This window comes from Enterococcus sp. 5B3_DIV0040 (assembly GCF_002140755.1).
Taxonomy (GTDB): Bacteria; Bacillota; Bacilli; order Lactobacillales; family Enterococcaceae; genus Enterococcus_D; species Enterococcus_D casseliflavus.
This window is the reverse complement of record NZ_NGLC01000002.1, coordinates 265,560-278,494: the sequence shown is the minus strand read 5'-3', so window position 1 is coordinate 278,494 and position 12,935 is coordinate 265,560. Positions and strand designations below refer to the sequence as shown.

The 12,935-nt window shown below is 43.7% G+C and carries 9 protein-coding genes and 2 other annotated features; of the genes, 3 read left to right on the top strand and 6 right to left on the bottom strand.

Translation table 11 applies throughout. The features are described from left to right. The first annotated feature begins 39 nt into the window (after positions 1 to 39). Both A5883_RS19835 and A5883_RS19830 read left to right on the top strand, forming a co-directional pair. Positions 40 to 606, top strand: a complete 567-nt coding sequence (locus A5883_RS19835) for a helix-turn-helix domain-containing protein (RefSeq protein WP_015509615.1) — start codon at positions 40 to 42, stop codon at positions 604 to 606. Then, positions 564 to 1,451 carry an IS3 family transposase gene (locus A5883_RS19830; RefSeq protein ID WP_315850476.1) on the top strand — a complete coding sequence of 296 codons (888 nt, stop codon included), beginning with the start codon at positions 564 to 566 and terminating at the stop codon, positions 1,449 to 1,451. The genes A5883_RS19835 and A5883_RS19830 overlap by 43 nt, the downstream gene beginning before the upstream one ends. A 145-nt stretch (positions 1,452 to 1,596) precedes the next feature. On the opposite strand, the gene A5883_RS13585 is transcribed toward A5883_RS19830, so the two are convergent. Further along, positions 1,597 to 4,302, bottom strand: a complete 2,706-nt coding sequence (locus A5883_RS13585) for an ABC transporter permease (RefSeq protein ID WP_086338849.1) — start codon at positions 4,300 to 4,302, stop codon at positions 1,597 to 1,599. A 9-nt stretch (positions 4,303 to 4,311) separates the two neighbouring features. Beyond that, positions 4,312 to 5,013, bottom strand: a complete 702-nt coding sequence (locus A5883_RS13580) for an ABC transporter ATP-binding protein (protein ID WP_010748457.1) — start codon at positions 5,011 to 5,013, stop codon at positions 4,312 to 4,314. Between the two features lie 85 nt (positions 5,014 to 5,098). Between A5883_RS13580 and A5883_RS13575 the strand changes: the two genes are divergently transcribed. After that, positions 5,099 to 5,725 (top strand): TetR/AcrR family transcriptional regulator, encoded by a 627-nt coding sequence (locus tag A5883_RS13575; RefSeq protein ID WP_016608906.1) that lies wholly within the window; start codon positions 5,099 to 5,101, stop codon positions 5,723 to 5,725. Between the two features lie 71 nt (positions 5,726 to 5,796). Here the strand turns inward: A5883_RS13575 and A5883_RS13570 are convergent, their stop codons facing one another. The 4 genes from A5883_RS13570 to A5883_RS13555 all read right to left on the bottom strand — a co-directional run bounded on the left by A5883_RS13570 (position 5,797) and on the right by A5883_RS13555 (position 11,064). Beyond that, positions 5,797 to 7,317 (bottom strand): polysaccharide deacetylase family protein, encoded by a 1,521-nt coding sequence (locus tag A5883_RS13570; RefSeq protein ID WP_086338848.1) that lies wholly within the window; start codon positions 7,315 to 7,317, stop codon positions 5,797 to 5,799. Positions 7,318 to 7,607: 290 nt separating this feature from the next. Continuing rightward, entirely contained in the window at positions 7,608 to 8,885 is a 1,278-nt protein-coding gene (serS, locus tag A5883_RS13565) for a serine--tRNA ligase (RefSeq protein ID WP_086338847.1), read from the bottom strand. A 57-nt stretch (positions 8,886 to 8,942) separates the two neighbouring features. Continuing rightward, positions 8,943 to 9,141: a binding site (T-box leader), on the bottom strand. Positions 9,142 to 9,176: 35 nt separating this feature from the next. Then, positions 9,177 to 10,385, bottom strand: coding sequence for a sensor histidine kinase (locus tag A5883_RS13560; RefSeq protein ID WP_005226244.1), 1,209 nt, complete (start codon positions 10,383 to 10,385; stop codon positions 9,177 to 9,179). Further along, positions 10,375 to 11,064, bottom strand: coding sequence for a response regulator transcription factor (locus tag A5883_RS13555; protein WP_008376963.1), 690 nt, complete (start codon positions 11,062 to 11,064; stop codon positions 10,375 to 10,377). Before A5883_RS13555 ends, A5883_RS13560 begins: the two co-directional genes overlap by 11 nt. Before the next feature lie 722 nt (positions 11,065 to 11,786). Beyond that, positions 11,787 to 12,679 (top strand) — a sequence feature (16S ribosomal RNA rRNA prediction is too short). The last annotated feature ends 256 nt before the right edge of the window (positions 12,680 to 12,935 follow it).

Genomic DNA, 12,935 nt, shown 5'->3' with positions numbered 1-12,935 from the left:
GTTAGACCAAAAATCTAACTTTTGGGGGTCGCTATTTGTATGGCAAAATATCCTTTTGAATTAAAACTAAAAATCGTTAAAGAATATCTTAGTGGTGTGGGTGGATATCGGCATCTTGCCAATAAATACGGTATTTCAAGCAAGTCTCAAGTAAGTGATTGGGTGAATGCCTATCGTGAATACGGAGAGGAAGGTCTATTGAGAAAGCATCAAAATCAGAAATATTCTGTTCAATTTAAGTTAAATGCAATAGAGTTATATCAAACAAGTGAGATGTCCTATCGAGAAGTTGCCAGCACTTTAGAAATGAACAACCCTGCGCTTATTGCCAATTGGATGCGTAATTTCAGAGAAGCAGGTATTGAGGGGATCTCAAAAGAGAAAGGACGACCACTTACTTTGGCTAGAAAAAAAGAGAACAAAAAAGAAAATACAACAACTGAAGAACGCGATCGTATCAAGGCATTAGAAAAGCAAGTCCGATCCCTTCAAATTGAGAATGCCTTTTTAAAAGAGTTGAGGAAGCTGCGAAAACAGGAAGCCCAGCAAAGACGCAAGAATCAATCGCACGAATCATCGCCAGCCTCCGAGGATCATTCAAACTAGTTGAGCTTCTTGAAACATTGAAATTTCCTAAAGCAACCTATATGTATTGGCAGAAACGGTTTGACAGACCAAACCCAGACCAAGAAATTGAAGAAAAAATGATTGAAATTCGCAAGGAGCATAAAGACTATGGCTGTCTGCGACTAAAAAAAGAATTAGAGAATCAAGGGATTCATGTCAATAAAAAGAAGATTCAACGTCTGATAAAAAAACTAGGTATCGAAGTAAAGTCTTACACTCGAAAATCTCGACGGTACAATTCTTATCGTGGGAAGGTTGGCACTGTCGCCAAAAATCGTATTCATCGTCGGTTTTATACAAATATCTGTCACCAAAAAATTACAACTGATACCACAGAGTTTAAGTATTATGAAGTAGACACCACAGGTGTCGTTCGTCAGAAAAAGCTGTATTTAGATCCTTTCATGGATTTCTACAATAGTGAAATTCTATCTTATCGGATTTCTGAAAAACCAAACGCACTAGCCATAATGGAAGGATTAGAAGAAGCAATCCAGATGACAAATGATTGTCCATTTCGTAGAACCTTCCATTCAGATCAAGGATGGGCCTATCAAATGAATGCTTATAAGAATAAATTGAAGCAGCATAAAATCTTCCAGAGTATGTCTCGTAAAGGGAATTGTTTAGATAACTCACCTATGGAAAACTTCTTTGGTTTATTAAAGCAAGAGATTTTTCATGGAGAAGTCTATCGGAGTTTAGATGAATTGAAAACAAAAATTGACCAATATATCTATTATTACAACCATAAACGCATCAAAAAGAAATTAAATTGGCGAAGTCCAGTTCAGTTTCGAGAAGCTGTAAAAACAGCTGTTTAACAGTTAATTTTATCGTACAAAAAAGGAGTGGATTTCTCCACTCCATAAAAGTCTAACTTTTTGGGGTCACTACAATCTAGGCAAGAGTGGCGTCCTTTTCTTTAAAATCGCTGCTGGATGATCAGCAAATCGCTTTAGCAGCAGCTTATTCGTTTGATTTCAACGCATCGATCATGTTGACATGAGTCAGTTTCACATGGGTGACGTACATCACGATGATCGTAAAGAGAATCGTCATGCCGCCGGCTAAAGCATAGGCCGGCCAATTGATCACTAATGGAAAGACCATGTTTTCCATCGAAGCTTGGATCAAAATAAAGTTAGTCAAGAAGTAACCTACTACGTAGCCTGCGAGAATCCCAAATAACGTAAAGACGATATTTTCCCGTACGATGTACATGGTGACTTCTTTATTGTAAAACCCTAATACTTTAATAGTAGAAAGCTCGCGAATCCGCTCGGAAACATTGATGTTGGTCAAGTTATACAAGACGACAAAGGCTAATGCCCCTGATAGTACAACTAAGATCAAGACAATGGAGTTCAAGTTGCCCATCGAATCATCCTGCATTTTGATCTGAGTGGAAAGGAACGTCGTGTTTTTGACTTTGTCGGTATCTAACAAGGCTGTTGATAAAGCTTCCTCTTGTTTTTTCGTCATCGTCTTGCTTTTGACTAAGAACGCATTCGGTTCGAAGGCACTGTCGGTGATTTCTTCGTAAAGAGTCGGTGACAGATATAGAGAATTGCCTAAATAGTTTTCTGCGATGCCGCTGATAGGTACTTCAAAAGCTTCTTGATCGCTAGTATAGAAGGTCAATGTATCCCCAACCTGCAGATCATACAATTCTGCGTATTTCATAGTCAGTACGGCGCCTTCTGTTAATGGCAGCTTCTGCCCTTCCGTCGTTTTCAAATGGACATAGTCGGTAAAAGCTTCTTGATCTGCCGGAACCATCAAGGTCAAACTTTGTTTTCCTTGGTTAGCTGGTCGAATCTCGATCGTTTCATTGTAGACTAGCATCGAATGGGTCACAAGAGGATCGTCTGTTAAAACCGTTTCAGCGGCAGCAACGGTTTCTTCCTTCGCATCATTTAAGGTCACGACGGCTTGATAATCCGTAATGGGCCCAAATTGTTTCGCAGTCACAGCACTTAAGGAATCTTTCAACCCAACGCCTGCCACCATCAGTCCCGTACAGCCTGCGATGCCAATGATTGCCATGATCATTCGCGATTTGTAGCGGAAGATGTTACGGAAGCTGACTTTTTGATTGAAGCTTAAACGTGACCATAAGGGCGTAATGGCCTCTAATAAAATCCGTTTCCCAGGTTTTGGCGCCCGAACTTGCAGTAGCTGGGCAGGTTTTTCCCGCAATTCTTTGATCAAAACAAAGAGGCAAGCACCGAGCGTCGCCAGTAAAAAGGCGATCGCGGCCAAAATAATTGGCGACCAGACATAATAGACGCGAATCCCGTCTAAAAGATACCGTTCGCTGGATAGAAAATAAATCAAACGCGGCAACAGTTCCGTCCCTAATACGGCACCACTGATAATGCCAATGGCCGAAGACAGGAGGGCATAAATCAAATATTTAAGGGAGATCTCGACTTTGCCATAGCCCATCGCTTTTAAGGTCCCGATCTCTTTGCGGTTTTCTTCTACCATCCGCGTCAGTGTCGTAAAGGTGATCAACGCAGCGATAAAGAAGAAGAAGACAGGAAACACATTGGCGATCGCTGCGATACGATCAGACAGCCCACCATATTCTTGGAAACCGGGGTTGTCTTTGCGTTGGTTGTAAAGATACGTAGGTTCTGCCAAGTCTTCGATCTCTGTACGTTTTTCTGCCAGTGTTTGTTGGGCATCGGTTAGTTCTTGTTGCTGTTCATCTAATTGGGTTTGCTGCTGAGCCAATTCTTCTTCCCCAGCGGTCAATTGGCCTTCGAGGGCTGCTTGTTGTACGGGCGGCAGCTGTGCCAGGGCGGCTTGCTGTTGTTCTAGTTCCGCTTTGGCCTGATCCAGTTGGGCTTGTCCATCAGCTAACTGTTTTTGTCCATCGCGGACTTCTTTTTCTGCAGGCGCTAATTCATCAAAAGCATCTTGCTGAATTTCTGATAAGCGTTCTTTAGGGCGATCCGCAAACAGTTCCTCAATCGTTTCTTGAAGGGCTGCCATCTTGTCGGTATACGCATCGGAGTATGTTTCAAGGCCTGCGACATCATCAAAGGCGAGATAAAGGATCGATTTGACCTCCATCTTGAACTGTTCTTCCGGTACATAAGCAAAATACGTCACGACACCGCTGCCGACATTCGCATAGCCACGTTCGGCAGCACTGATATAAATGGGAGAGGTGGCGAACCCAACGATCGTATAGTCTTTGTCCGACAGATTATCGGCATCATCGATCGTAAAAGTATCCCCTATTTGCCAGCCATAATTTTTTGCTTCGGTGTCCAGCACGATTTCATCGGTTTTTTCTGGCAGTCGGCCGTCCTTCACCAGTAACTGGTTGAGTTTCTGTGAGGGATCATAGGAGGTCACTTGCACGACTTCATCTGAATTGGCAGCGTAATAAAATTGATAGGCGGCTTCTGTGTGCGCACCGCTTTTTTCCGCCGCATCAATGTCGTCCTCCGTCAATCCCAGCGTGGAAGTGACTTGCAGATCTGCTAAATGCTGACCGTTGACATATTCACTCGCGGAATGGTTCAGGATCGGTCCCGTCGCTTTGACACCGACAAAGAGAAACGTTCCTAAAAAAATGATCAAGGTGATTGCGATAAAGCGGCCTTTTGATTGGCGAATCTCCCGCAAACTTGCTTTAAGATAGGTTTTATTTTTCATCAGATCCTCCTACCAAACGATTTCATCGATCGAGATTGGATGAGGATTCTCTTCAATGGAACGGACAGTGGCATCGTTGATATGGATCACCCGATCGGCGATCGGGGCAATGGCGCTGTTATGGGTAATGATCAACACCGTATTGCCGTTTTTCCGACTGGCGTTTTGCAAAAGCTTCAACACTTGTTTGCCTGTTTCAAAATCCAGCGCACCGGTTGGTTCATCGCATAATAGCAATTTCGGGTTTTTGGCTAACGCCCGAGCGATCGATACCCGCTGCTGTTCCCCACCAGAGAGCTGCGAAGGAAAGTTGTTTTTACGGTTTTCTAACCCGACTTGTGCTAAGACTTCATCAGGATCGAGTGCATTCGGTGAGACTTCTGTTGCCAATTCAATGTTTTCTTTCGCTGTCAGGTTCGGCACCAAATTATAAAACTGGAAGACGAACCCGACGTCTTTGCGGCGGTATTCCGTCAGCTGTTTGTCGTTAAACTTCGCGATATCGACATTGTCGATAATGATTTGTCCTTCATCTGGCGAATCCATCCCGCCTAAAATATTCAAAACGGTCGATTTTCCTGCACCACTGGGGCCAAGGATCACCACTAATTCGCCTTCTTCAATGGCAAAGGAAAGATCGTTGTTGGCAGTGATGGTGGTTTCGCCCATCTGATAGCGTTTATATTCATTCTTTACTTCAACATAACTCATTAATAAAGCCTCCATTTTTTAAACATGTGTTGATTTAATCACATGGTGTTAGTATACTAAGAAAGAAAAGTAAGAGCAATCCTCAATGCTTACGTATTTGTCATTAAATAGACAAATATTGATCAAATGTACAGAGAAAAGGGGAAACGATATGGTGGGGACTGTGGGGAATCGTCGAACGATCTACTCGAAAAAAGTGATCCGACGCGCCTTTCAGGAGTTATTGTTGGAAAAAGAGTACCGCAAAATCACGATCAAAGAGATTGCGGAACGAGCCGATATCAACCGAGGAACATTTTATAAATATTATAAGGATACGGCCGCGTTGTTGGAGGAGATCGAAGGGGAGCTTGTTGAGCAGATCGCATCGAACTTGCAGCAGGAAAATTTGTCATTGGATCTTTGGTTGGAAAAGCTGTTGACGATTTTGTATGAGAATCCTAGTACGACCCATTTGATTTTGTTAAACAACAGCCATTTGCTGAATCTTTTGTTGTCAGAGATCAAACCGGAGACCTTGAAACGGTTTGCCCAATACTTTCAAGATGCTTCCGAGGAAGAATTGGAACTGTGTCTTAGCTTTTTTGTCTGCGGGTCTATCGGGTTGATCGAACGCTGGCTCAAAGATTTCTCAACGATGTCGCCAAAAGCTGTCGCTGAACTGTTGATCCAAATTTTTGTGACTAATGTATATGAGGATAAGAAGAGCTAAAAAAAGAGGGAACGATCCAATAACCAAAAAGGAACGCAGCAAGAGACAATTTGCTGCGTTCCTTTTTTTATTTAGTCAACGAGGCGCTCGTCGTTCATCCCAAAGTATTGATGCAATGGTTTTTGCCGTGCTTCTAATAATTGATCGACAGTCACGAATTCGTAGCCTTCGTTTTTGAGCATTTTAATGACTCCCGGTACGGCTTTCACAGATTTCGGGTGAATGTCATGGATCAAGATCATGGCACCATTAAAGACATTTTGTTGCACCAAGGCATTGATCTTCTTCGGATCCTTCAATTTCCAGTCTTGAGAATCGATGTCCCATTGAATGATCGGCATGCCAATGGTTTGTGCGCTTTGTTTGTCGATAGCGCCATAAGGGGGCCGTAAATTTCTAGGTAGTAAACCCGTCGCATTATAAATGGCTTTGTTGGTTTTTGTGACTTCTGCCTGCAAATCTTCCGCTGAAAGAGTATTCAGCTGCGGATGAGAGTAAGAATGACTGGCGATCTCGTGTCCAGCTTCTTGGACTTTTTTAGCAGCTTGCGGATATTGCTCTACCATTTGTCCCAGCATAAAGAAGGTCGCTTTAACGTCATTTTCTTGTAAGATGTTCAACAGATCCATGGTGGAGGTACTGTTAGGTCCATCATCAAAGGTCAATGCCACGTATTTTTTATTGGGGTCTAAACTTGGCAAGGCATTGTTGAGTTGGTCAGCAGCCACGAGATCAGGATCAATGAATGGGGCGATCTCGCTGTAAGACAGGGTGATTTCCGTCGCTCCCGTCTGATTTTTTGGCAATTCGATGGTCAGCTTCTCTGGATCGTAAGTAAATTTCGAATCGAAGGTGATCCGCTCCATGGCCAAGACGGCGTCGATGATTTTGGCGGGTTCTTTGGCTTGATCCAGCAGTTTCTGCTGAATGACTTGTTGAATACCTAATAAGCTGCCTTCATCAGGAACCAGTTCTTTCAAAGACAATTCGGTTTGCGTCTTCTCTGATACGAAGATCGGTGCATCCGTTAGGCTGTCCGCATCTTCAAAACGTCCGGTTTCTCGATTCCACACATAACTGTCGGCTTTCAATGAATAAGTAGACACCTTTGAAGCCGCTGCTTGTGCTTGGATGCGGGCAACGGTGACGACTTCTTTTTTCGTTTGTTTTTTACGCAAGTGATCAGCGGCTTGTGTCAACCGTTCTTTGATATCTTTGATGGGAAACGTATCAAGGTCTTGCGGGCGGTAGATCAATTCTTTGGTTGCGCCTTTGGAGAGCACTTCAGGCGTTGTTTTTAACCCATTTTGACTTTGTTCTGCTTGGATTGATGCCAGTAATTTCTCCGCAGCCGCCTCATATTTTTCTTGGGCTGCGACTTCTTGCTGGTGTAACGTGTAAAGGACTGAGCCAGCCGTCGCGATCAAAACGATCAATAATAAGGCGAATAAGGAAAAAATTGCTTTTCGATACGGCTTCTTTCTCGAGGGTGGTCCTTTCGGTCTTTCTTCAGCTGACGCTGTTCGTTTTTGATTATTGTTTGGTTTCTTGTGCAAGTCACTCCGACGGGCATAGGTCTTTCGTTCGGGCATTGGTGAAGCTCCCTTCATTCCATCCTAAATTATGCCCACGTTACCATAAGTCACAGGTACTTTCAACGATCATGCCCGGTTTCTGATAGAGACTTAAAAAGATGAAGGGATTTTTCTAATTATTAATTTAAAAATTACAGCCTTGTTGCGTTGTTTCTCTTGCAAGAAACGATCAAGGGCGTTAGGGGAGCTTTTTTAACCACTATCTATTAGGTGAACTAGAAACCCCCTTCGTAACAGATCACGTGGAGTGACTGTTACGAAGGGGGTGCAATTAAGGGTGCTAAGGCTTAGGCTTTTTCGATTTTTGTCAGTCCGCCCATGTAAGGAACCAGAACTTCTGGTACCGTTACACTGCCGTCTTCGTTTTGATAATTTTCAAGCACTGCGGCTACCGTCCGACCGACAGCCAGACCAGAACCATTTAGTGTATGCATGTAGTGAATCTTGCCCTCTTGATCGCGGTAACGGATCATGGCACGGCGTGCTTGGAAATCTTCACAGTTTGAGCAAGAGCTGATCTCACGGTACATTTCCTGAGCAGGGATCCATACCTCTAAATCATAGGTCTTCGCCGCAGAAAAGCCCATATCTCCTGTACACAAGCTAAGCACTCGGTAAGGTAAGTTGAGTTTTTGCAAAATATCTTCGGCATTAGCCGTCATCTTTTCTAATTCTTCATAAGAATGTTCAGCATCACTGAATTTCACCATTTCGACTTTATTGAACTGGTGCAGGCGAATCAAGCCGCGGGTATCACGACCAGCGCTGCCAGCTTCTGAACGAAATGATGGGCTCAAGGCAGTGAAGTAGGCAGGGAGCTGTTCTTGTTCTAAGATCTCCCCTTGATAGTAATTGGTCAAAGGTACTTCAGCAGTTGGAATCAAAGTCAAATCCGTGTCTGCCAATTGGAAAACATCTTCTTTGAACTTTGGAAATTGCCCAGTGCCAAACATTGCTTGGCTATTGACGATATAAGGGGTGATCATCTCGGTATAGCCATGCTCATAAACATGCTGATCCAGCATGAAGTTGTATAAGGCACGTTCCAAACGAGCACCTAAACCTTTGTAGTAAACAAAGCGGCTGCCAGAAACTTTGGCGCCACGCTCAAAGTCGAGGATCCCCAACTCTTCAGCGATCTCCCAATGCGATTTTGGTTCAAAGGCAAAGGCTTTTGGTTCTGCCCAGCGGCGGATTTCTACATTGTCGTCTTCATCCTTGCCCACTGGAACAGAATCGTTTGGCAAATTCGGCAATGTTGTGGCGATCTCTTTGATGTCTTCATCAATTTGAGCGATCTCTTCATCCAATTGCTTGATTTGGCTGCCGACTTCTTTCATTTGGGCAATTTTATCAGCCGCGTCTTCTTTCGCACGTTTCAAGGCAGCGATCTCACCAGAAACATCGTTGCGCAATTTCTTGCGTTCTTCCGTTTGGACTAAGAGTTCTCTGCGACGTTCGTCAAGCGTTAAAAAGCGGTCCAATACTTCTTTTTGCACGCCTCGTGTTGCGAGTTTGCTTTGTACTTCAGCAAAATTTTGGCGAATCATTTTTACATCTAACATAGTGATACATCCTCCTTTGATTTTTCCATAGAAAAAAGGCCATTCCGATCCCGTGTTGCTTGGGACGAAATGACCATTCGCGGTGCCACCCAAGTTCAGCTTGCGCTGCCCTTGCTGCTCGTATCGTGAGCCAACGATTTTTCTTTCGAAAAATACACGTTAAAGAACTGGATTCTATTTTTTCCAACACTGATTTTCACCAACCATCAGCTCTCTTTACTAGATGAAAAAAATATACTAGGTTCTGTGCCTTGATTATTTTCTTTAGCATACCCAAAAAATGTTGGGGCGTCAACCATAGGTTTGTGTGTTGGACAAATTGTTGCGCTTCAACGGGAGATGAATAATAAAGGACGTCCATTCTGGCGTTGATTTGGCATAGATATAGCCGCCATGTAAGGCGACGATGCTTTGAGCGATCGCTAGACCTAAGCCAGTTCCTCCTGTTTCTTGAGAGCGGGATTCTTCCACTCGGTAGAAACGGTCGAATAGAGAATCAAGGGCTTGCTTAGGAATCATTTGTCCATTGTTTTTGACGGTTAAGATCGCTTCGGTCCCGACTTTCTCGACCTCCATGCGGATCTTATCGGCGCCTTTGCCGTATTTCAAGGCATTTGACAGCAGGTTGTTGAAAACTCGCACCAGTTTTTCGGTATCGCCATCCATTTCGATATGCTCTGGACGGGTGTAGGTTTCGATCTTGATGCCTTTTCGACTAGCTTCTAATTCAAAGTCTGCCGCCAATTGTTCCACTAGCTGAGCCATATCAAATTCCATCACATTAATGGGCACGCTAGGCTGACGCACTTTCGTGTATTCAAACAAATCATCGACGAGGGATTTCATTTGTTTGGCTTTGACATACGCCGTATGAGTATATTTCAGCAATTCTTCTTCCGAATGGTATTGTCGATCTTCGATTAGACCTAAGTAGCCGATGATCGAAGTCAATGGTGTCCGAATGTCATGACTGACATTGGTGATCAGCTCATCTTTGGATTGCTCGATCCGCCGTTCATCTTCGATCGCCGCCACCGTACTGTCGACTAAGCCATTAATATTAGAAACGATCCGACTTAAATCGCCCCGTAACTCGAAGGGGATGCGATGATCGTAGTTGCCTTCTGCGATAAAGTGCAGCTCGCTGATAATGTGACGTAGCTGCATTTGATGGTAACGACGAATCAAACGCCAATATAAGACGATCACATCTAATAGGAAGAACATCGGTAGAATGAAGTTGCGACCACTGCGGAAGATATCTGTGTTGAAGGCAGCCGTGAACGCATTCTTCGATTCATAGATCGCTTCGACTAAAACCGGTGAGTTTTCTCGTATTGAGGTCAAGATGACCAAAATAGCGACATTTAATAGAAGTAAAAGAACAATCGTTACAATTCCTTCCGCAAATAACTCACTGATTTCCTTTGAGGTCAACGTGATCCGTTTCTTTTTTTCGATTGGTGTGTTGCGCTTTTTTTCAGTTGGTTTACTTCGCATCTATTTTGTAGCCGACCCCCCATACTGTTTGGATGACTTTTTCACCATCCGTGGCTTCTTCGATCTTATCTCGCAAGTGACTGACATGGACCATCACTGTTTTGGCAGAAACGACACTTTCTTGTTTCCAAACTCGTTCAAAAATCTCATCGGCGCTAAAGACACGGTTCGGATGCGATGCTAGTAAGTAGAGGATGCCAAATTCTAATGCGGTCAATTGGATCTCATTGCCATCCACCGTTTTTACTTCATGGGAATCGCGGTTGATGATAAGGGAGCTTACTTCCAGAATCTCTGGTTGATTTGAAGCAGCCTGCATCTTGGTTCTTCTCAATAACGATTTTACCCGTGCCATGACTTCTAATGGATTGAAAGGTTTAGTGACATAATCATCAGCACCGGCGACCAATCCACGAATCTTATCCATATCGGTTGTTTTAGCGGTCAACATAATAATGGGGATTTGGGATTCTTTTCTCAATTCTTTGACGACTTGCATGCCGTCCATTTCAGGCATCATGATATCTAAGATCAATAGCTCGATATCAGAAGTGGTGCGAATCTTGGTCAGTGCTTCTTTTCCATCGTATGCTTTGACCGATTCATAGCCTTCATTGTGTAAGTAAATGCTTAATAGTTCTACGATCTCTTTGTCATCATCTGCTACAAGTATTTTCATACTGGGTCCTCCTAGGAACAATATTCTTTTCTCCATTTTAGCAAATATTCCACAAAATAGATAAAATCATACTTAAATTTATAAGAATGATAGGAATTAAGAAAACACAAAAAGGAAAAAGACGAACGATAGGCTAATAATAACGGAAAAAGTCCTTAAAAAAGGCGGAAATCACGGACTAAAAATCACGAATCATCTTTGGAAACGGAGTAACTAGAAACGTTGGTCTATCAATCATTTTATGGTTGACGAATAGCACAAGTCTTGGTATATTATTACATGTGCCAAATGACTAAATGAATTCCTAAAAAGAATTGAAAAAAGTAGTTGACGCACAGCTCGACAGATGATATTATAACGAAGTCGCAATTTTAAAACAGTTAATTGATGTTGATACATCAACAAAATTAATTGAAAAAAGTTGTTGACAAATAACAAATCATTTGTTATTCTAATTAAGTCGCTGAGGCAGCCGCTACGAAGTTGAAAAACAACGAGCGAAAAAAACTTTTAAAAAAGAGTTGACAATCAAATGTCGCTCTGATATGATATAAAAGTTGCTAACACAGCACGGTAGACCTTTGAAAACTGAACAAAGCAAGCAAACGAACCAATGTGTAGGACGTTTCAATTTATTGAAACAAATACATGCAAGCAATAGCTAGCAAAGTTAATTTTTATGAGCTTAATGACCGTATGGTCATTCAAACAAATCATTATGAGAGTTTGATCCTGGCTCAGGACGAACGCTGGCGGCGTGCCTAATACATGCAAGTCGAACGCTTTTTCTTTCACCGGAGCTTGCTCCACCGAAAGAAAAAGAGTGGCGAACGGGTGAGTAACACGTGGGTAACCTGCCCATCAGAAGGGGATAACACTTGGAAACAGGTGCTAATACCGTATAACACTATCTTCCGCATGGAAGAAAGTTGAAAGGCGCTTTTGCGTCACTGATGGATGGACCCGCGGTGCATTAGCTAGTTGGTGAGGTAACGGCTCACCAAGGCAACGATGCATAGCCGACCTGAGAGGGTGATCGGCCACACTGGGACTGAGACACGGCCCAGACTCCTACGGGAGGCAGCAGTAGGGAATCTTCGGCAATGGACGAAAGTCTGACCGAGCAACGCCGCGTGAGTGAAGAAGGTTTTCGGATCGTAAAACTCTGTTGTTAGAGAAGAACAAGGATGAGAGTAAAATGTTCATCCCTTGACGGTATCTAACCAGAAAGCCACGGCTAACTACGTGCCAGCAGCCGCGGTAATACGTAGGTGGCAAGCGTTGTCCGGATTTATTGGGCGTAAAGCGAGCGCAGGCGGTTTCTTAAGTCTGATGTGAAAGCCCCCGGCTCAACCGGGGAGGGTCATTGGAAACTGGGAGACTTGAGTGCAGAAGAGGAGAGTGGAATTCCATGTGTAGCGGTGAAATGCGTAGATATATGGAGGAACACCAGTGGCGAAGGCGGCTCTCTGGTCTGTAACTGACGCTGAGGCTCGAAAGCGTGGGGAGCGAACAGGATTAGATACCCTGGTAGTCCACGCCGTAAACGATGAGTGCTAAGTGTTGGAGGGTTTCCGCCCTTCAGTGCTGCAGCAAACGCATTAAGCACTCCGCCTGGGGAGTACGACCGCAAGGTTGAAACTCAAAGGAATTGACGGGGGCCCGCACAAGCGGTGGAGCATGTGGTTTAATTCGAAGCAACGCGAAGAACCTTACCAGGTCTTGACATCCTTTGACCACTCTAGAGATAGAGCTTCCCCTTCGGGGGCAAAGTGACAGGTGGTGCATGGTTGTCGTCAGCTCGTGTCGTGAGATGTTGGGTTAAGTCCCGCAACGAGCGCAACCCTTATTGTTAGTTGCCATCATTTAGT